Source organism: Chitinophaga niabensis, assembly GCF_039545795.1.
Classification (GTDB): Bacteria; Bacteroidota; Bacteroidia; order Chitinophagales; family Chitinophagaceae; genus Chitinophaga; species Chitinophaga niabensis_B.
Map to the genome: position 1 here is coordinate 2,572,987 of NZ_CP154260.1, position 21,603 is coordinate 2,594,589.

Sequence of the window (21,603 nt, forward strand, 5' to 3'; positions counted from 1 at the left end):
TAATTCCTGCTCAAAATATACCAGGCAGAGAAATTCCGCCTGGTATATTTTATGTCCCCTCTGATTGAATTGAATAATACTACTTTACTTCTCAAAAACTAAAAAGCCGAATAGATCCTTAGGATCTATTCGGCTTAATTTCTTCCAGTGATTCCACTGGGGATCTTTAAAATCCCAGTAAAGGCGCCTGTGGCAGCGGGTTTTATCAGGACTGTCAGCCGCATTCGTTTCCCAACGCGAACAGGAAGTCCGTTCCGGACATGATAAACGCAACACCACAGGGTTTTCTTGTGCAAAAAATTACAGACCGGGGAAACAAAAAATACCATCTTTGCAAATATTTCAGGCCCTGTAAAACCGTGTATTCACAGACTATATGAAAATACAGATAACAATCGTATTGCTTTTCCTGGCCAGTTCACTCGCAGGGCAGGCTGTAAAAGAAACTATTCCGAAAGTCTATTATTCCGATACGGATACCATCAGATACGAGTACTCATTATATCCTGATACATTCCCCATGGTTATGGTATTGGGGAAAAAGGATACGGTCAACGCCGGTACCGACAATGCCAGGGGGATTGTGCTCACCGCTTTTATCGGGAAAGACACTCTGAGAATCCCCGGTGGTAATTACCCGTATGCAAAAAGAAGCTACGTCACCATTAAAACACCCACCCGCCAGTCAGTGGTTGTGTTTAAATACAACGGCGCCATCTCCAATTTCTCTCAAGCGTATATTGAAAAATACGACGGCAAAACCACTTTTGAGATACCGGAAGTGTATGAACTGGCCAGTATCATCTGGACACTTTCACCCGCAGGACAAAGGGCTACAGACCTGAACAAAAACACAGCATACTATAAAAAGGCGGAACAGTATTTCAAACCTTACCTTGGCCATCCTCTTTTCAAAAAACTTGATTTCACGGAACAGGACTACTTCGGAAAATATTACAGCTTCAGGGAGAATAGTTTTACTTACAAATTCCAGGGCGACAGCATCGTTTCCGAAGGTTCCCGCCATTATGTAACGGGCAACGACTGGGATGGCTTCAGCAGCCTGTTTTCGGAGTTTTTGCCGCTTGTGGAAGACTTTGCCAGGACCAGTAACTTTAGAAAATTTTATACTGACAACCAGGGCTTTTACACGGCTGACATCAGAAGAGTTCAACAGCTTTTACCCGTCAAACATATGTGGGAGTGGCTTGAAAAAGAATTCCCGGGTGAAAAATACAACGCGTACAGGATCGTGTTTTCCCCTTTGACCGGTGGTTCCCACAGCACACAAAAGTATTTTGGGAAAAATGCTAAAACCAAGGCCCGGTATGGAGAAACCGTTATGTTCATTTGTGACGCCAGCCGGTACGATGTGCAGAAAGAAATAACAGAACAGCAAAAAGAAGGCCTGATGTCCGGAGTTGTATTTACTGAAATAGACCACAATTACGTAAACCCTGTTAGTTCAGATTATCAAAAAGAAATAGCTGAAATTTTCGGCAAAAAGGGTTTCTGGGCATCAGAAGAAGATCAATGGTACCGCTCACCGATGGCTGTTTTTAATGAATACATGACGCATGCTGTGTTCTGTATTTGGGTAAATGAGAAGTACAACAGCAAAACAGCCGCATATGTGATCAAAAAACGGGAGGAGCTAAACACCGGCAAACGGAAGTTCTACAAGTTCAGGGAATTTAACCAAGCGTTGTTGAAACTGCGGAAAGAAAATCCCGGCCTGACCATAAAAGGCCTTTATCCCCGGATAATCGAATGGAGTAAAGGGCAGATACGATGAGCACACCAATAGGTAAACTGATGCCGGCGGAGATCACGTTTGCTATTTTATGATATTGTAACTATTTATCAGATACTTTATAACGCTATTCATTTCCTTTTTACTCAATGGGCGTTCATACAAAAGAAACCTTGCTATTTCCCCATCAAAGGATTCCACGCCCGGATGGTTGATAGCATCTCTTTCCTGCCCTATCGATAACTTAGATGAATTGGCGGATGTGTTTACCTTAACTTTTTGCATATAGTTTATTTCATTCCATTCGTTTACCATCAAATAGACATTTGCTGAATCAGTTGCTGCCTCCATTTTACCTATCACCAGGTAGTATTTATTTTCCTGTAAGGGTTCCTGTGAGCAGATAAATGGATTGTTAGCATCCCATCTTCCAAATGTAATCCCATTTCTTGGGCCGGCCCATACGCGATTATCGTCTGTAAATCCTCCCCAAAAACCTTCATACATTCCCCCATTACGCAGGTTGCCAAAAAAAGAATTTACATCCTTTAGTTTGCCTTCTTGTTTATATGGATTTATTACACAAAAGAAAGTATACCCGCTTCCTGTTATCAAATGGTCAAATGCATCCTCATTGGGACACAGTAATTCCTGTTCCCGAAACACCATTGAATTATGACCGTTAATGACAGCCACATTCTCTTTCAGAACCGGGCTCCCTGAACCAGGTATTTTTCTTCCTTCATCTCTTTTTTCAAAGAATTGTGCCTTTGAAAAATTTGCCTGGTTTGCCCATTTTATCACTTTCCCTTCGTTATTGGTAAATACGCCCTTATCCGCATTAAGATCCACTAGCAGGCCTTCCTTTACTGGCAGTTTCTTAAACAACAAGCTTTCGCTGGCTAAGAAAGTTGTGATCAAAAAAATAAATAAGAATTTATCATGCATAAAACCGATGTGTGATTTTTAATCTTAATCCATTGTCCCTGGCATCTCATTCAATACTTACTACTTATAACTATATCAGAAACAAAATCGTTCATCAAGCATGGAAACCGGGACCTGAATTAGACGACCTGAAAGCAAAAATCCATTCGAAAGAAATAACTGATTTTTTGCTTGATACAACTTCGGCCGCTATTTCTGGGAAAATAATTGATATAAAATTCATAGAAGAATATGAGCGCCGAATTATTGCTTTTTTGAAGGATATCGTTTCCATATCTTATACCACAAGAAAGTTATCAGCGGGCACAAAACCGTGAGTCCTACATACGCATGTATTGACTTTCCGGTAAAAGGCTAGAACGTTGAAAATCTCACAGTTGCGGCTGAGTATTCCGTCGCCAAGTACGCTATCGGCTTTGAGAAAACAAAACGCCCCAGAAGAGAAACATATAGTTCCGAAATAGAAAAATTAAGGCTCTTCACCCGATCCCAAATCAACAACCTCGTCAAAAAGGCTAAAACAACTAATAAGTAAGCTGCCTAAGATTACAATTTGTCCATCACCGCTCCGGCACCATCAACAAGCCCCCATCGCCTGACCATAATCCAACAGATCACACTTCAACCCCAGATGGTACTATTTGCAGTTTCATATTAGCGGAGGTTCACAGTGTTCAGAGTTACTGTATATAAATATAGATGGTTGAGAGCAAATAAAGGCATGCAAATGCTATAAAACAAAAAAGCCTCACATTACTGCGAGACTTTTCTCCGTGATTCCGCTGGGACTCGAACCCAGGACCCATACATTAAAAGTGTATTGCTCTACCAACTGAGCTACAGAATCATCGCTATGATGACCATCAAAGCGGGTGCAAAAATAGGAATATTTTTATTCCTTCCAAATTTTTGTAAAAAAAGTTCATAGTAAATGCACGCTGTTGTACTCAACGTGTTTTCAGATTGAATGCAACAATCTCATTGATCAGTTGTGTTCTCCCTTTCTCCGGCCTCTCAAGGAACACCATATGTGTGCCCTCAGGCAAGGTCACAAATTGCTTACGCGGAGAATTCACCAGCTTCTCCTGTAAAGCAGTAAGGTCTTCCGGCCTGCTCCAGGTATCATAAGCACATCTGATAGCCAGCACCGGTACAGAAACATCTTTTGCATGCCACATGCCTTTTCCCTGTGCCGTATAGAAGCTCTCTGCCCTGTAACCACCAGGTACTTCGAGGATACTGTCTTCATTAAAAGACACCGCCGTTCTTGCATAAGCTTTTGCTACGGAGGTATCATACCATTGGGATTTATCTGCTACAGGTATGTAGTTATTCCAGTTCTCTATCAGTTGTGCAGCAGTTGCTCTGCGCAGCACCGATGTGGAAGCATAATTAAACTGTGAGGTATCGGAAGGATTGCGGAATAGTTTGGTGAAGATCCAGGGTGCCTTTACGTTATACAGGCTATTGAGCATAATGAGCGAAGCGGTTTTATAAGGATAGATGCAGGAGTAATAACCCATCCAGCTGCCACCTGTAGCCCAGCCGAACAAGGCTACTTTTTTTCTGCCTGTTTTTTCCCTGATAAAATCCACCACGGCATCAATATCTCTGGATACTTCCGCAGAAGAGGCTGCAATCACCCAGCGTTTGGTAGTGTCATAATCAGGACGGGTAGAATTTTCCCAGCCCCGTGCATCCATAATGAATACATGAAGGCCTGCTTTGGCCAGGTCTTCTGCAAACGATCCTCCGGCTACAGGCAGATCAAATGAAGCGATACCGCCCGCTCCGCCACCATGTAACAAAAGGATAGGAGGTTTACGGCTACGTTTGCGTGTGGCTACTTCCCGGATAGCAATGCGTACGCCGGGATCACTGGCAATCACATAGTCTGATCGCTGAACCGTTTGTGCTATGGCAGTTTGTTGTAATAATACCGGAAGGAGGAGCAAGGTTTTCCACATAATACAAAAATAACGTATTTTACAGTAATCATGAACGATCAACATATCAGACCGGTAGCGGAAACGGATCTTCAGGTATGGATGCAGCTGGAACGGGACACATTTACGGAAACCTTTAAGCCTGTATATTCAACGCAAGACCTGCAAAACTTTCTCCAGGAAAAAAAGAACGACAACACGTTAAAAGCAGAATGGGAACAAAAGGATTCCTTCTTCTACATCCTTTGGGAAGGAAGCACAGCCGCGGGTTTTATTAAACTGAATCTCCACCGTCAGCCGGATAACGGCACTTTGTTACCCACTCCCGTGATGGAGCTGGAAAGGATCTATGTGCGCAGTGAATTCCAAAGTAAAAAGTTCGGCAGGCAACTGATACAGTTTGCTTATGAACAGGCTGCCAGGCATTTCGTGCGTACATTATGGTTAGGTGTATGGGAGCATAATGTAAAGGCCAGGAAATTCTATGAGAAAGAAGGGTTCACTGCCTTCGGGGAACATTCCTTCAAAGTAGGTGAACAGGTAGACCGGGACCTGCTGCTGGCAAAGATCCTCTAGGGCTGGAGAAAAAACTACAACAAATAGAGAAAAAGTGTCTAAAACCGCGTGCTTTTTTGTACGACCTTGGGATCGATAAAGCGCTGCGGCGCTTGTTTTTATTCCACTTATGCAAACGATTGCGAATTACACGTATAAACTGATCTCATGAAAAAGATGGCTTGCCTGCTGACGATGCTCATTACCGTTCAGTCTCTCATGGCACAAAACAACACATCCAATGATGCACGTATGAAATGGTGGAGGGAAGCCCGTTTCGGGATGTTCATTCACTGGGGCGTATATGCTGTTCCGGCCGGTACTTATAAAGGATTTCCCATGGCAAGGGGTGGGGGAGAATGGATCATGAACCGCAGCAAGATCCCTGTGGCAGAATACCAGGCTTACGCAAAACAATTCAATCCCGTTAAATACAATGCAGAAGAATGGGTGAAAATGGCCAAAGATGCAGGCATGAAGTATATCGTGATCACCGCTAAACACCACGATGGTTTTGCCCTCTTCAATTCCAAAGCCAGCAAATGGGATATTACGGATGCCACACCTTATGGAAAAGACCTGCTCACCCCGCTGGTAGCAGCCTGTAAGAAACATGGTATCAAACTGGGCTTCTATTATTCCCAGGCACAGGACTGGAATAATCCCGGTGGCTCCGTTGCCCGTAAAGAAATGCGCGAAGGCTGGCCTAACCCGGATTCTGCTAAAGTAGATGCTTATACAAAAGCGAATAACGGGCATTTTGATCCGGCCCAAATGACGCAGACTTTTGATCAGTATATTGATAATGTAGCCGTACCGCAGGTGAAAGAACTGCTCACTAATTACGGAGAAGTAGCAGTATTGTGGTGGGATACGCCTACTAATATGACAGACGATGCTGCCACAAAATTACAGGCGCAGCTGAAGTTGCAACCCAACATCATCACAAACGACCGCCTTAAACGCCCTAACTTCCAGGGAGATTATAAAACACCGGAACAAAAGATCCCCAATCTGAGTGAACTGGACGGGCGTGATTGGGAAACCTGCATGACCATGAACGGCACCTGGGGATTCAAAAGTTATGATCATAACTGGAAGAGCGTTTCCACGATGGTACGTAACTTGGTAGACATTGCTTCAAAAGGCGGTAACTATTTATTGAATGTTGGGCCTACTGCAGAAGGGGAGTTCCCGGCAGAAAGCATTCAGCGCCTGAAAGGTATCGGCGAATGGATGAAGGTGAACGGCGAAGCTATTTACGGCACAAAAGGCAATCCTTTAAAACCGGTACAATGGGGCCGTATCACCCGGAAGCAAAATACCCTCTACCTCGCTGTGTTTGAATGGCCTGCGAACGGAAAACTGGAGGTACCCGGCCTGAAGAATAAGGTAAAAAACATTAGTGTACTCGGTACAAAAAATACACTCAAATCCAATACCAGCGGGGATAATCTCGTAATTGACCTCAGCGGCAAACCCACGAACGATATTGCCACTGTGATCAAAGTAAAGGTAGACGGAAATTTGTAAAATTTATTGGTTTGTTCGGATATTTGACTTTACTTTGTAATTCAAAGTGAAAAAGAGGGAGTAAAATCCCTTCTTTTTTACCTTTATACTTTGAAATACAAAGTGCTTTTAAATTATCTTTATGCAAACTGTAAAAGACAAATTACTGAACTACAGGTATATAACCCTGCTTCCCTTTTTAATGCTTAATTTCATCGTTTACGCCATTGGTAATACTTATTCGGAGAATGAGGACCTCATGATGCGTTTGTTTTTCATCCATTACATCTGTGCGGTAGTAGCCTTTATAGTGAGGGCCTTTATGAAAAAGGAAGAACGTAAGGGAACCATGACGCCGATACTTTTGCTCTTCCTCATCAGCGCATACAGTCTTAACAGGGTTATGAATATTTTCCATGAGAATACACCCTGGTTCAGTGCCGTATTGATCATTACCAGTATCAACCTGCTTTTATTCCATTTTTATGAGAATGTGCCCAGGGTTATTCGTGCCATCATGTGTTTTGTACTGGGCGTCAATATTGTTGCCATGATATACCTGGCCTGCTACCTGGTACCTGTTTATGGTATTGCCTTTCCGGCTATACTGGCACTGGGAATTTCCATCCATACTTTTATTCCTTTATTCCTGCTCATCCATATCTGGCACCTGTTTTACACGCATATCCGGTTCGATTTCAAGGCCGGTATGTGGAGTGTGCTTTCCGGGTTTACTTTTTGCATTATTGTGATCGCGGTGTTCACCATGGCCATGAACAATGAAGTGAAACAATTGAACCGTATTTATAACAGGACCAGTGCAGAGGGTATCAGTGCTTTACCACCATGGGCAGAAGCAGCAAAGAAAATGGATGGTAACTGGATAGAAGACCGGGTATTGAAAGCTGATTTCATTTACATTCTGCCCCGGTGGTTTGACTGGAACCTGTTTACGATGCCTTCCCGCAATTTTAATGATTCCCGTTTGCATGACCCATTGGTGGTGATGGCATCCGGATTCATTCCAAAGATAGTAGCGTCCAATGAAGAGCGTATTAAGATACTGGAAACGTTGTTTGATGCCCGTCATGAAGCACAGGAGCGGCTTTGGTCCGGCGAAGATCTTTACACGGATTATGTGAACACTAAAGTGCGGATCTGGCCAAAGCTGCACCTTGCTTATACGGAAAAGGTGATCACGGTGGTGAATCCAGGCAGGGAAAGATGGGGAGGTGAGAAAGAAGGCATTTATACATTCCATTTGCCGGAAGGTGCTGTAGTAACGGCCCTTTCCTTATGGGTCAATGGAAAAGAAGAAAAAGGCATCCTTACCACAAAACATAAAGCAGATACAGCTTACCGGGAAATAGTGGGAGTGGAGCAGCGAGACCCCTCTGTAGTACGCTGGCAGGAAGGAAATACCGTAAGTGTAAGGGTTTTCCCTGTGCTTTCAAATGGCTCCCGGCAGTTTAAGATCGGATTTACGGCACCATTAAAAGTAAACGGGGATAAACTGGTATATGAAAATGTTTATTTCGATGGCCCCACCGCTAAAAGTGCTGCAGAAGACCGCAATATAGAATTTGTTACAGAACCTGTAAAGCCTGATCAGCCCCTTAATTATGAAGGCAATTACAAGGCTGAATGGAAATTGACGTTTAAAAACGAAAATATCCAGTCAAATACTTTCGCCTTTAACGGGAAGGGCTATACTATTACGCCTTATGTTCCCGAGCGCGATCCCGTACAAACCGATGCCATTTACCTGGATGTGAACGAAGCATGGTCAGAAAAAGAATTACAGGAAGTGTTGCTGCTTGTTGGCAAAACACCGGTGTATATATGGTCAGGTGAAAAAATGGTGCCGGCTACTAAAGAAGTATTAAAAAGCGCGTTGAAACAGCGTTTCAGTCTCTTCCCGGTGTATAAGATAAAAGATCCCGCCAGCGCTTTGCTTATCACTAAAAGCACAATTGTTTCTCCCACACTGGACGACCTGGAAGGAAGCAGATTCAAAACAGAATTATCTGCCTACCTCTCACAGGAAGCACAGCCAAAGATCAGGCTGCTGGACCTGGGCACACAATTATCTCCTTATTTGAAATCCCTCAAAGAGTTCCGTGTATTCCGCTATGAGAAAGGCGGCCTGCTTTTACTGAAGATCTTAATGGATACCAAAACTTTTGCCAGCGATACCGAATCAGATAATAAAGTGGTGATTGACGAAGCGAACATTACCATAGAGCAAAAGGCAGACAGTATCACAACAGGCGATGCGCCGGATCACCTGATGCGTCTCTTTGCTTACAACCACATCCTGCAAAAAGCCGGAAAGGGCCTGCTCACCGGAAAGGAAGGGCAGGACAGCCTGATACCCATTGCACAGGAAGCTTACGTGGTTTCTCCCATCAGTAGTTTAATTGTGCTGGAATCGCAGGCGGATTACGATAGGTTCAATATCAAAGACAGTGATAACAGCCTGAAGAATGCTTCCCTGAAATCTAACGGCGCAGTGCCTGAACCGCACGAATGGGCCCTCATCATACTTGTTCTACTCACCTTCACCTATGTTAAACTCCGCCCGAAATGGATCAAAGTAAACGTTTGATCCCCGCCATTCTGGGTGCCGGACTGATCGCAGGCATATACGTTCTCATTGTGCAGTATGCATTGAAGGACTATATTGCCTGGCGGTCTCCCGGATTCCTGCTGGGATTGATAGCCATCCCTGTTGCATTGCACAGGGACCCGCTGCAAAAGAAAAGCCTGCGTTTTTATTATACGGCATTGGTATTTTGCATACTCGGATGGATCCTGCCGGTGAAAACCCTGCTCTATGCCTCCGTAGTATTAGCCCTCTGTTTTCTCATAGATAACATATTGGGGAAGATCAACCTGCTGCCTGTATTGGCCATGGCATTGATGGCCCCCATTTGTGATTATATCACCAATATCTTCACTTTCCCCATACGCCTGCAATTAACAGCATGGGCCGGCGCTTTGCTGCAAATGATCGGGGTGGCTGCTAACGTGGAAGGCAACACTATTTTCTTCGGAGGTAATGAATTCTCTGTAGATGCTGCATGTATGGGTTTGAATATGCTGGTCACCTCCATGCTTTGTGGTATAATGATCCTGGGATTCTACCAGAAGAAAATGGGCCTTCACCTTTCTTTTATAAAAGTAAGCGGCTTAATGGGCATCATAGCCCTGCTGAATATCATCGCCAACCTGTTCCGCATGATCCTGCTGGTGGTACTGGTGATCCTGCCGGAAGATCCGATGCATGGCTTCACGGGCATTATCTGCCTGGCGGTATATGTGATCTTACCACTGGTTTGGCTGATCCCCTGGGTGGTAAAACGTTCAGGTAAAACCAAAACAGCCACTGTTCCTGTATACACTGTGAATTCATTACAGGTGATCATGGCACATGTTTGCCTGGCTGCCTGCGTGGGAATGGTAGCCTGGAAAACCATGCTGCCGGGTGTGAACCAGGTGATCCCGGCAAACCTTCCACCGGTAGAAGGTTTCAAGGTAACCGCTATGAGAGACAATGTGGTGAAAGTGGAGAATGATACTGCATTGATCTATGTAAAAACGATCCCCGGTTTTTATTACAGCGATCATCATCCCACTATATGCTGGCGAGGCAGTGGTTTTGAATTCAAACATATCAGGGAAGAAATAATAGCCGGTAAAACCGTGTCTACCAGCATCCTGCAAAAAGGAACGCAGCAATTATACACTGCCTGGTGGTATGATAATGGTACCAGACAAACCGGCTCTCAATTAAACTGGCGCTGGGATGCTTTGCGAAGCGGTACCCGCTATGCTATTGTGAACGTTAGCACGCAGGACAGGAAAACGCTGGAAAAAGAAGTAGCCAGGCTCTTAAGGCCGGAAGAAAATATAGTTACTGCATTGCAGCATTAGGGTCTTGTTTAAACATTTTGGATAACAGGGCATACAGCTCCGGGTGGTGTTCCTTCATCGTATCCGGCTTTACGAAGAAATATTCGCTCACTACCGCCAGGAATTCACTCTGGTTCATCGCCGCATAAGGATTGATATCGGACTCTCCGGTTTCAATCCTTTTGATCTCTTCATGCATCACTTTCAGCCAGGGAATGCTGTAACTGTTCCGCAATAGGGATTCAGGCATGCCATCCACAGCCCCGTCTGTTTTATCTACCAGGTGAACGAATTCATGAATAGCGGTATTACTCTTGCCGTTATGCTCTGAAAACCCATGCCGGAGGGCAGATTGGGAGAGGAGCATTTGTCCGTTCAAAGGCCCGCTGCCCACCATGCCCAGGATATTCCTTCTATCCCCTTCAAACTGGTATTTTTCATCAAAAGTATCCGGGTACAGGATAACATTAGTGAGATTACGATAACGCCATCCCGGGAAGGAAAAGATAGGGATCACTGCACTGGCCGCTATCAGCACCTTATCTAGTATTTCTACTTTTGCCCCTACACCTTCAATGGTCACACTGTCCATGAATTCACTTACTTCTTTTACAAAGCGGGGTTTGTCTTCCGCTCTCAGCTGCTGATAGTAGCTGACATTGCTTTCCAATATGCCCGTGATTGTGGCCTGATGTTTGGATTGGGTCTTTGGTTTACGGTAAAACCACCAGAAAAGCAGCGCAAAAATAGCGATAGGTATTACGAATGCCATAGATCAAATGTCAACCTTTTTTGCGATATATTGTTTATCTTCCTGAACCATCAATTATTAGCCCATGCCCCGCTGGTTACGCATCTTACTAATTTCTACAGGCAGCCTCATAGGGCTGATCATTATACTATGGCTTATCCTGGCGCTGGTGATCCGGAATAATAAACAGGCCATCCTTGCAGAAATTTCCAGCCAGCTGAGCAGCCGGATCAATGGTACGCTGGTGATCCGGGATATGGACCCTTCGCTGATCCGCAGTTTCCCGAATATATCTATCACATTAAAAGATGTGTCTCTGAAAGATAGTTTATTCGATCAGCATAAACGCCCACTGCTGGCCATAAAGGAAGTGTACGTGAAAGTGAATACTGCGGCCATCCTGCACAAGGAGGTAAGTATCAAAGAAGTGAAACTGAAAGATGGCAATATCAGCATCTATACAGATAGTACAGGTTATTCCAATACCTATCTCTTTAAAGGAGATTCTACCCAAAAGAAAACAGGCAAACAACCTACTTTCAGGTATTTTAGTATGGAGAACATTCAATTCTCCATGGAAAACCAGCAGAAGCTAAAACACTTCCGTTTCGACATCCGGTCGCTCAATGGTGAGATAGATTACCAAAGCAGTGGCTGGACCTGTAATCTGAATACGGACCTGCATATACGGAACCTGGAGTTCAACACCACCAAGGGCAGTTTTGCACAGAACAAAGTGCTGCAAAGCGATCTCACCCTGGAATACATCACTGCTTCCAAAACATTACGTATTCCGCCTCAATTCCTTCAATTCGACAAACAGCCTGTTTCTTTCAGAGGTGAATTCAATTTCAGCCAGCAACCTGCCGCATTTACACTGGAAATAAAAGCAGACCAGATCCCTTTCCGCCAGGCGGCCTCCTTACTAACGCCGGCTCTTTCCCACAAAATGGATAGCATCGATTTCGGGAAACCAATTGATGTACATGCAGATATCAGGGGGCATATGAAATTCAGGGATACGCCATACGTAAGGGTTACATGGGATGTGAAAGATAATATCCTCACCGCAAAAGCCGTTACTTTAGAACGCTGCAGCTTCAAAGGTGCGTTCCTCAATGAGGTGGAGATTGGAAAGGGGCACAACGATGCCAACTCCAGGCTCAGCCTGTTTAATTTCAAAGGGGAGTACGACAGCATCCCTGTTACTTCAGATACACTGAGGATCATCAATCTCAAAAACCCGGTACTCACAGGTCGTTTTAAATCCAAATTCCCGCTTACCCGGCTTACACATATCGTTGGTGCCCATCTTTTCGAATTCACAAAAGGAGAAGCGGAAGTGGATCTCGAATATGCCGGCACCTGGAACCCGAAAGACACAGTTGCCGGATTCGTAAACGGTATCATCCAGATCAAAGATGGAGCGTTTACCTACGTGCCCCGTAACCAAACCTTCCAGCAATGCCTGGCCACGCTTGACTTTACCGGACAGGATCTCTATTTCCGCAACATCCGTTTGCAAAGCGGCAGCAGTGCTGTAACAATGGAAGGGAATATCCGAAACATCCTCAATTTCTATTTTGCCGCGCCGGAGAAAATAACGCTGAACTGGTCTATTCACAGCTCCATGATCAACCTGAATGAATTCCAGTCTTTCTTTGGTAAACGCCGTAAACATGTGTCTAAAAAGCATCCCGTGCATCATGCCAAACCGCGGATCATGAAACAACTGGATGTGGTGCTGGAGGCCTGCAGCGTAAACATGAATGTGGCGCTGGAAAAAGTAAAATACCGCCAGTTCACTGCGAGCAATGTGAAAGCCGCTATTCAACTCAGCCAAACAGGGGTTAAGCTGGATAATGCCGTGTTACAGGCAGCAGGAGGGCAGATCAATTTCAACGGCACCATCTCCAATGCCAGCAATGGCAACGATCGCTTTACGATAGATGCAAGAGTGAACAAAGTACAGGTAGATCAACTCTTCCATGCCTTTGAGAACTTTGGGCAGGATGGTATACAGGCAAAGAACCTGAAAGGTGTATTTTCTGCTACTGCGAAAGTAGCAGGAGGGATGAAGGAAGATGTAACCATTAAACCGCACACCATGTTCGGCTCTGTAACCTTTGACCTGAATAAAGGTGCCCTGGTAGGTTTTGAGCCGCTGGAGAAATTGGGGAAATTCATTTTCCGGAAACGGGATATGTCCAACATCACTTTTGAGAACATGCACAATACCCTTGATATAAAAGGCAATAAGATAGTGATCCATCCCATGGTGATCGCTTCCAGTGTACTGAATATACAGCTGGAAGGAATCTACGGCATGCCTAAAGGAACGGATATACAGATGAAAGTGCCGCTCCGTAACCCTAAAAATGATGATCTGTCCGGCGATGCAGTTGAACTGACTAAAAAGCAGAAAAAAGGTATTGTTGTTAACCTGCGGGCGGTGGATGGAGAAGATGGGAAGGTGAAATTTAAACTAGGGAAGGGGAAGGACGATGATTAACCCCATATTGAGCAAATAACTACCCAAACAAATCAGAAAAACCCGCGCTGGCCGTATCGGACTCCTTTTTGCTGCATATCCTGTAAAACAATGAATTATGGAACAGCAATCTCTGAAAGGTAAAAAAGTGGCCGTCCTCGTAGCAGATGGATTTGAAGAATCAGAATTCACCGTTCCGGTGGAAGCCTTGCAGAATGCAGGTGCTGAAATAGAAGTGGTGTCCCTGAAATCAGGCAATGTGAAAGCCTGGGCTGAAAAGGAATGGGGCGATGAATACCGCGTGGATAAAACAGTAGACAAAGTTTCCTCTGAAGATTATGATGCGCTGGTACTTCCCGGAGGTGTGATGAATCCAGACCTGTTACGGGTGAACAAAGATGCCGTAACATTTGTGAGCGGCTTTACCGAAGAAAAGAAACCCATTGCGGCTATCTGCCACGGCCCGTGGACATTAATAGAAACAGGCGCGCTGCAGGGCCGTACGGTTACTTCCTATCCATCCATTAAAACAGATCTTATCAATGCCGGTGCAAACTGGGAAGATAAGGAAGTGGTAGTGGATATGGGCCTTGTAACCAGCCGCAGTCCGAAAGACCTGAAAGCTTTCTGTGAAAAGATGATTGAAGAAATTGCCGAAGGGCAGCATCTGGCCAGATCCCGCGGTGTTCACTCACTGGGGTAATGCTGGTCTGCTGATACGATAAGAAGTTGTGCTGATAGCGTTTAAAAATGCTATCAGCGCATCTTTATCGTGTTGTGTGAGCCCTAACGGCCGTAGGATAGAGCTGGTTACCGGATACAATGGATCCGCTTCTTCTTCCGGTGTTTTCTTTCTCCTTGGATGCCCGCCACCGGCATTGTATATATTGATGACGCCTTCCAGGTTGTCGAATAACCCTACGTGCATATAAGGCCTTGTGATCACGATGTCTCTTAATCCGGGCGTCTTAAACTTGCCTACATCTTTTGGATCCTTTGTTACATTATATAAGCCCAGATCTTCATACTTACGTTTGTAATAAGTAAGCCCGATATTATGGAACTGGTTGTCCGTAAACAATGGGCCGTTATGGCAGTTCATGCAACGTGCCTTTGTACGGAAGATGTGCAGTCCTTCAATCTCCTGATCTGTTAACGCTTTTTCCCTGCCCTGTAAAAACGCATCGAATTTGGAGGCCCTGCTGATGATAGTCCTTTGGAAAGTAGCAAGGGCTTCTGCTATCTGGGCTTCCGTTATCTTCTTAGACTTAAATAGTTTTTGGAACTCGCTCTTGTAGCCGGGAATAGCAGATAATTTAGCGGGTAGTTTATCAATCCCCTGGTGCATCTCCACCTCGTTGCCGATGGGGTTCAATGCCTGTTCTTCCAATGTTTTCACCCGTCCGTCCCAGAAAAGAGGCTGTGTTGCCCATACGTTTAGTAAGGAGGGCACATTGCGGTTACCTGTCAGGTGATCATGACCCACAGCAGTAGAACGTCCGTTCGTCCAGCCCAGTTCGGGCTCGTGGCAGCTGCCGCAGGAGATCTGGTTGGAGCCTGAAAGGCGGGGATCGAAAAAAAGCTGTTTACCCAATTCCACCATTTCCTTCAGGCTATCTGTACCAATAGGGGAGTTAGGGCGTAAACCCAGTTCCTTCCATTGAATATTACTGTCTATATCCGGTTTAGGCCATTGAGCAATCGGCCTGGTGTAGAGGGAGCGGAGGCTGTCTGCGTAATTAGCGGGAACAGGTTGCGTTTGCCAGCTGCTGAGACTGCCTGCAATAGCGATAAGACTAATGGTAATAGTGATATAGACCTGTTTCCTGTTTAACATGATGGCTTCCCTCCTTAAAATAATTGCCAAAGTTACGACCGTATCTCCCGAATTCATCCTCCCTGCTGAAATTTTTCCCGATTTGATTAACGATTCCCGATCCGTTAGGCGAATTTTGCAGTTCTGATAAATTATTGCCGTTAGATGATGAGGATGAACGTAGGAAACTTTCTGCTTATTGTATGTATGCTATCCCTTTGCCTTCCTGTACTTGCACAAACTGAGCATCAGGAGATATTCATTACAGGTAAAGTGGTAGACGAGCATCAGAAGCCAATTGCTTTTGCCACAGTACGTTTGAGCGAAACAATTGCTGGTGCGAATACAGATGCCAATGGTAATTTCAGATTCCCTGTCCCAAAAGGAAAATTCTCTTCTTTACGCCTTTCTGTAAGTTTTGTTGGAAAAAAGACGGTTGAAAAGCTGCTTCAGGCGGCTGAATTTGCTGTTCCGCAGGTGATTTCGATGAAGGACCTGAGTCTGACGCTGGAAGATGTGCAGGTTACGGCAGTGCGGAAGGGAACCAACTCTAATTCTTCTATTCTGTTTGATCTTGAAGCTATTGAGCAGTCGCAGGCATTCAGCCTTGCCGATATCATGAATAACTTACCGGGAAAACTGAGTTTAGCGCCGCAGTTGCAGACCGTGCAGACAGTTACCATGAGAAGTAATGCTCAAGGCATTAATGCAATTAATAATGCGTTTGGGGTGGCCATCTATGTGGATGGGATCAGGGTGAATAATGAAACGAACATGCAGAACCGGAGTGTATCTCAACGGGGCATAGGCGGTTCACTTATTACTGCGCCGGACGCCAATACAGGTGGCGGAGGCCAGATAGATGCAGCATTTACAGGCCTGGACTTACGGGATATTGCCATTGAAAACATAGAAAGGATTGAAGTGGCACAGGGCGTTGTTTCTGCTAAATATGGAGAATTGACGAGCGGTGCTATTTTTATTGAGCAAAAAACCGGCAGAACACCGCTTACCTTCAATTTGAATATCAATGGAGGATCTACACAGACTTCTCTCACTAAAGGTTTTAACCTCGGTAAAAAATGGGGCGCATTGAATGTTACGGCAGGATTCCTGAATAGTAACAATGACCCGCGCGATAAAGTAAAGAACTATAACCGGATCAATACGTCTGTGATGTGGACGAACTACCTGACAAAAAAACTAAAGAACTCCTTACAGGTAAGTTATGACCGGAAGCTGGATGACAGAAAGCTGGATCCGGACGATGATAATGAGGAGATGGCTTATGCTAAAAGCTATAATGTAAGTATTTCCAACCGGATGTTGCTCCAGGTTAACAATGAATTGATAAGAAGCGTTGGTTTAAATCTGGGATTCACGAAGGGGAAACAGGATACATATAAACAATTTTTATTGAACCGTGCCCCGCAGCCTATTGCAATGAAGGATACTACTGGCATCTATGAAGGATATTTCATTGCGGGTAACTATGTAGCAGAAGAACAGATAATCGGTGAACCGCTATCATTGAATGGATCATTGGATGTGACATCAGCTACTTATTTTACTGGAAACATAGTCCACAATATCAATTTGGGTGTTACATTTTCTTTGTCCGGTAATCGTGGCGAAGGGGTCCTCCTCGATCCCAACAGACCACGGTGGGGAATTCAAAATGACCAGACCGCCCGGCCCTATAATTATAATTCACTGCCGGATATGATCAACACCGGCTTTTACCTTCAGGATAATATACAAGGAAATCTCTTTGACCGCCCATACAGGATCGGGTTAGGAGTAAGGTATGATATTCAGAACAGTGTGGGAACTATACAACCCAGGATCAACCTTAGTTATTCCCTTACACCATCTCTGGAGTTGAGCGCAGGTTTCGGTGTATCCACAAAAGCACCTTCCATGGCACACCGCTATCCGGCGCCCACCTGGCTCGATATTCCTATACTGAACCTCGTTAAAATTCCGCTGGATTCAAGCCTTTATCTGGTGTACACCCGTAAAGTACTGGCGGATAACAGTTATCTGAAAGCTTCAAAGGCTACTCAATTGGAAGGAGGTATCCGTTACACAGACAGGTGGTTCAATACATCTGCATTTGCATATGCCAAATGGAACACCAATGGCTTTAATAGTTCGGAAACATTTAATGAAGTAACCATCCCCGCCTATGGCTATGTAGATGTTCAGGGTGGAAAGCCCCGTTACTTTCAAACAGGCGATTCTCTCAGGTATAATACGCTGGGGAATTACAGGATCACCAATGGCCTGTATACTGCGGATTATGGACTGGAGTGGATGTTACAGACAAAAGACATCAGGGCTATCCGCACAAGCTTTTCACTTAGTACGGCATTTTCTTATAGCCAGTTTGATGACAGGGGAGATAACCGCACGGTATCAGTGGATAAAACCATTATTGAGGCAGGGAAACCAGCCTGGTATGGTGTTTACCCGGCTGAAAAGAGAAGAAGCTGGTCTTTGCTTTCAAAAGTATCCACTTCTACCCATATTCCTAAGCTTGGCTTTATCGTTAGATTTACTGCGGATATCCACTGGATAGAAACAACTGATCTTCCAGGCAAGAACAATATACCCATCGGGTACCTCGATGAGCACCTGATTTATCATCCTATTAAAAACTTCGATGTAAACGATCCAGACCTGGGGTATCTAAAACTGGTGGCAGACAATGCTTCCTATACAACACTTCCTTTCCCTTACGCTAATATCAATATGCAGGTGGCCAAAGAGATCAGGAAAAACCTGAGACTGTCTATCAGCGCTTACAATATATTCAATATCCGTCCGCAATATTATAACGAAGTAACAAGGAGCAGAACTGTATTTAATTCTCCGTTGAGTCTTTCGGCAGGACTGACTGTTAAACTATAATAAAAATTGATCAACATGAGAAAGTTATTTAATGGTGTATTCATCGCCGCATTGTCCCTGGCCGTAGCTTGTAAAAAAGACACGCCTGTAGCACAACCGGTAACACTCACTGTGAAAGTTTCTTACAATACAGAAGATAAAGCACTGAACCTTCCTGTAGAAAAAAGCAAGGTGACAATTTCCAATAATACCAATGGGCAAACATATAATGCTGAGACCAATGCACAGGGAGAAGCAGTGTTTCAAAGTATAGCGCCAGGTAATTACAGTGCAACTGTTACATTGTCTTTCACCGCCGCAAATTATACACAGATCACCGGCATCCCTGTTACACAGGATGTGCAGTTTAATTCTTCCAAAACTGGTACTGCCATTACACAGAACACTTCTTTCGAGATGGTGCTTTCATCCGGAAGGATCGGTAACCTGGTGATCAAACAACTCTACTATGCCGGTTCTCATACATCCAGGGGCGCCAGTTTCCGGGACCAATTCGTGGAGATCTATAATAATTCGAATGAGGTGATCTATATGGATAGCCTTTATATCGGCAATGGACAGGCAAATAATACAAAGCTATCTGCCGGCGGTGTTCCTTTCGATTGGAGCAAATCAATAGACATGCCCACCAATATTGGTAATCCTACAAAGGATTATGTGTATGCCCGTTATCTATTCATGATCCCTGGTACCGGCAAGCAATACCCGCTAAATCCGGGAGAAAGTATGGTATTGGCACAGACGGGTATTAACCATGGTCAGATCTATAATGACCAGAATGGTGATCAGATCAGCATTATTGATCCCACCTTAACCGTAGATCTTAGTAATGCTGCATTCGAAACCAATCTTGTCGAATATAACCGGGCACAGGCAACAGACCCAACGAAATTCAAGCCTTACAGATATGACCTGGACAATCCCGCTGTTAAGAATATGGAGGTAGTATATGCCGGTACTTATAATGATTGGGTGTTTGATGCTACCGGAAGGGAAGACCTGTTCATCTTCAAAACAAATGAAGATCCAAGGAAATGGAAATCTTATCCTGATCCGGAAGTTTTGCCCGGTGATCTCAAACCTGATACTAAACATTTCCCCCAGATACCAGCCAGGTATATCCTGGATGCAATGGAAATAATTCATGCTGTTCCTGCCAGCAGAATACCTAAAAGATTACAGGATGCATTGGATGCAGCAGGTGTTTCTGTAACCGGCGGCCAGTATTCATCGCAGTCATTAGTGAGAAAAACGCTGAAAACGGTGAATGGCAGACGGATATTACAGGATACCAATAATTCCGCGAACGACTTTGTTACCAAAACCAAAGCAGACCCTTCCAGAACTGCTGCTTCTTTTGAGCCTTAGAATTATTACATGAAAAGAGTGTTGATCTTGTGTTTGTCTTTATTGTCCGCCACTGCTTTCGCACAAACTGCGAAAGTGGCGGACAGTATTTATTTTTTTAAGCAAAGCCGCCAGGACATAACCTATCGCTTCAGGAATGCCTCTCAGTTGGTAGCGGACACATTTCTGCAAAAAACGGGCAGGCTGGATGTTTCCTATAGTCAGACACAAGGTGGCTTTCATCTCTCGCAGGAGCCATATAAAACACAAATAGCTGAATTGTACACAGAAGGTATTGCAACACTTGGCCGAATTAAAGTAAGTGGGCAATTCCGTTTTAATAAAGTATGGGAAGACAGTCTGGCAAATAACCTCAGCGGAGAAGTGAATCCCATCTCTCCATATTTCTATTTTGCCACTAAAGCAGGCAGGTATGAAAGGCAGAACTACAATGGTATTGCAACAGTAGCTTATGCTTTATTGAAAGATCAGCTCTATCTGTCTGGCGGTTTTGAGTATGATCATCACTGGACAACCGGATCCGTAGACCCACGGGCAGAGGTACAGCGTTTTAAATTATTGGTGAAGCCCGGAATCACTTACAAGTACAGGAAACATGTGATCGGTGCTGAAGGGATAATTGGATATGGGAATGAGAGCAGCAGCATTATCTATAAAAACATGAATTTTGGATTGAGTCTCTTATATCCTGACAGGATTTATTATCTGAACCATGCTTATGGATATATAGGAATGAAAGATGAGGCTATATATCAACGGCTTAGAAACTATAAAGGAGGTAGCCTCAGTTATTATACTACAGTTGGAAACTGGCGGGTTCGCGCGCTTCTTTCATATGAGATAGAGAAGGAAAGGAATACCCGTGAGAGACGTGCAAAATCAAGATTAGATATATATAGCCGCTGGGACATTGATACCTGGTCTGGTGAACTCCAGCTACAACGCAACACAGCGCGGTCAAACCAACAATTCAACGTCTTCGCCAGGATCAGGGATGGAAAAGATTTCGATAGTGTGTTTGCCGCCAACAACTATCAATACCAACAGCAACAGGCTGGTTTTTCCTACCTGCACCAATCTGTAAAAAGAGCCCATTTCCAACCGGAATGGGGCGTCCACGCTAATTTCGACAGAAGCAGCCGCATAGACGTAGTACAGGCCCACACCGCAGAATACACCCAGGTTAACGCAGGCCTCACAGCAAATGGCTACTGGAACTTCAAAAACGGAGACCGTTTCTCAGCTGGCATAACTCCCTCACTCCGCATCCCGCTGGAAAGCACAATAACAGTTCCGCCAACACAGGAAAACATCTTCACAAGGGCAATAGCTTACCCTGATTATTATTACTGGTCATCCACAGCATTCAGGATAAATACATCCTTCCGCTATATCAGCTCCAAAACTCTCAAAGAAATGCCGGTAGGCTTCTTTGTAAACGTTGGTTATACCCAACGATTAAATGAGGACGCTGCCCAATACCCCGCGATGACCAAACCTGACAAGATGCAGTGGACCACCAATCTGGGATTCACACTGTATCTTTAGTGTGTACTTTCCTACACAGACCGTATTCAGGCTACAAATACTAACTAGCTGTAAATCAATGTATTTGAAAATCAGCAAGGTTTTAGT

The 21,603-nt window shown here is 44.5% G+C and carries 14 protein-coding genes and 1 tRNA gene; 10 read left to right on the forward strand and 5 right to left on the reverse strand.

Translation table 11 applies throughout. The annotated features are described in order from the left end of the window. Positions 1-376 precede the first annotated feature (376 nt). Positions 377-1,795 carry a DUF4932 domain-containing protein gene (locus AAHN97_RS10095; RefSeq protein ID WP_343307476.1) on the forward strand — a complete coding sequence of 473 codons (1,419 nt, stop codon included), beginning with the start codon at positions 377-379 and terminating at the stop codon, positions 1,793-1,795. A gap of 42 nt (positions 1,796-1,837) precedes the next feature. Here the strand turns inward: AAHN97_RS10095 and AAHN97_RS10100 are convergent, their stop codons facing one another. From AAHN97_RS10100 to AAHN97_RS10110, 3 genes are all read right to left on the reverse strand, one after another. Next, positions 1,838-2,701, reverse strand: a complete 864-nt coding sequence (locus AAHN97_RS10100) for a hypothetical protein (protein ID WP_343307477.1) — start codon at positions 2,699-2,701, stop codon at positions 1,838-1,840. A 774-nt stretch (positions 2,702-3,475) separates the two neighbouring features. Continuing rightward, a tRNA-Lys gene (locus AAHN97_RS10105) sits at positions 3,476-3,548 on the reverse strand. Positions 3,549-3,648: 100 nt separating this feature from the next. Then, positions 3,649-4,668: an alpha/beta fold hydrolase gene (locus AAHN97_RS10110; protein ID WP_343307478.1), complete on the reverse strand. Its 1,020-nt coding sequence runs from the start codon at positions 4,666-4,668 to the stop codon at positions 3,649-3,651. A gap of 30 nt (positions 4,669-4,698) precedes the next feature. Between AAHN97_RS10110 and AAHN97_RS10115 the strand changes: the two genes are divergently transcribed. The 4 genes from AAHN97_RS10115 (at position 4,699) to xrtN (ending at position 10,650) form a co-directional block, all read left to right on the forward strand. Continuing rightward, positions 4,699-5,223: a GNAT family N-acetyltransferase gene (locus tag AAHN97_RS10115; protein WP_343307479.1), complete on the forward strand. Its 525-nt coding sequence runs from the start codon at positions 4,699-4,701 to the stop codon at positions 5,221-5,223. 147 nt (positions 5,224-5,370) lie between these two features. Further along, positions 5,371-6,735 carry an alpha-L-fucosidase gene (locus tag AAHN97_RS10120; protein ID WP_343307480.1) on the forward strand — a complete coding sequence of 455 codons (1,365 nt, stop codon included), beginning with the start codon at positions 5,371-5,373 and terminating at the stop codon, positions 6,733-6,735. A 121-nt stretch (positions 6,736-6,856) separates the two neighbouring features. Beyond that, complete coding sequence (locus AAHN97_RS10125) at positions 6,857-9,322, forward strand: XrtN system VIT domain-containing protein (RefSeq protein ID WP_343307481.1); 2,466 nt, start codon at positions 6,857-6,859, stop codon at positions 9,320-9,322. Then, complete coding sequence (gene xrtN, locus AAHN97_RS10130) at positions 9,301-10,650, forward strand: exosortase N (RefSeq protein ID WP_343307482.1); 1,350 nt, start codon at positions 9,301-9,303, stop codon at positions 10,648-10,650. Before AAHN97_RS10125 ends, xrtN begins: the two co-directional genes overlap by 22 nt. Here the strand turns inward: xrtN and AAHN97_RS10135 are convergent. Beyond that, positions 10,631-11,401 (reverse strand): zinc-dependent peptidase, encoded by a 771-nt coding sequence (locus AAHN97_RS10135; RefSeq protein WP_343307483.1) that lies wholly within the window; start codon positions 11,399-11,401, stop codon positions 10,631-10,633. The two genes, xrtN and AAHN97_RS10135, sit on opposite strands and share 20 nt — an antisense overlap. Before the next feature lie 64 nt (positions 11,402-11,465). On the opposite strand from AAHN97_RS10135, the gene AAHN97_RS10140 reads away from it, so the two are divergent. Next, positions 11,466-13,892 carry an AsmA family protein gene (locus AAHN97_RS10140; protein ID WP_343307484.1) on the forward strand — a complete coding sequence of 809 codons (2,427 nt, stop codon included), beginning with the start codon at positions 11,466-11,468 and terminating at the stop codon, positions 13,890-13,892. A gap of 97 nt (positions 13,893-13,989) precedes the next feature. Then, the gene (locus AAHN97_RS10145; RefSeq protein ID WP_343307485.1) at positions 13,990-14,574 is read left to right on the forward strand and encodes a type 1 glutamine amidotransferase domain-containing protein; all 585 of its coding nucleotides are present in this window, start codon (positions 13,990-13,992) and stop codon (positions 14,572-14,574) included. On the opposite strand, the gene AAHN97_RS10150 is transcribed toward AAHN97_RS10145, so the two are convergent. Then, positions 14,563-15,708, reverse strand: coding sequence for a cytochrome-c peroxidase (locus tag AAHN97_RS10150; RefSeq protein ID WP_343307486.1), 1,146 nt, complete (start codon positions 15,706-15,708; stop codon positions 14,563-14,565). The genes AAHN97_RS10145 and AAHN97_RS10150 overlap by 12 nt on opposite strands. Before the next feature lie 144 nt (positions 15,709-15,852). Here AAHN97_RS10150 and AAHN97_RS10155 point away from each other — a divergent pair, with 144 nt between their 5' ends. From AAHN97_RS10155 to AAHN97_RS10165, 3 genes are read left to right on the forward strand one after another with little or no spacing between them, the layout of a single operon-like run. After that, positions 15,853-18,600, forward strand: coding sequence for a TonB-dependent receptor (locus AAHN97_RS10155; protein ID WP_343307487.1), 2,748 nt, complete (start codon positions 15,853-15,855; stop codon positions 18,598-18,600). 15 nt (positions 18,601-18,615) lie between these two features. Continuing rightward, entirely contained in the window at positions 18,616-19,968 is a 1,353-nt protein-coding gene (locus AAHN97_RS10160; protein WP_343307488.1) for a DUF4876 domain-containing protein, read from the forward strand. Between the two features lie 9 nt (positions 19,969-19,977). Continuing rightward, positions 19,978-21,516, forward strand: coding sequence for a DUF6850 family outer membrane beta-barrel protein (locus AAHN97_RS10165; RefSeq protein WP_343307489.1), 1,539 nt, complete (start codon positions 19,978-19,980; stop codon positions 21,514-21,516). Positions 21,517-21,603: the final 87 nt, after the last annotated feature.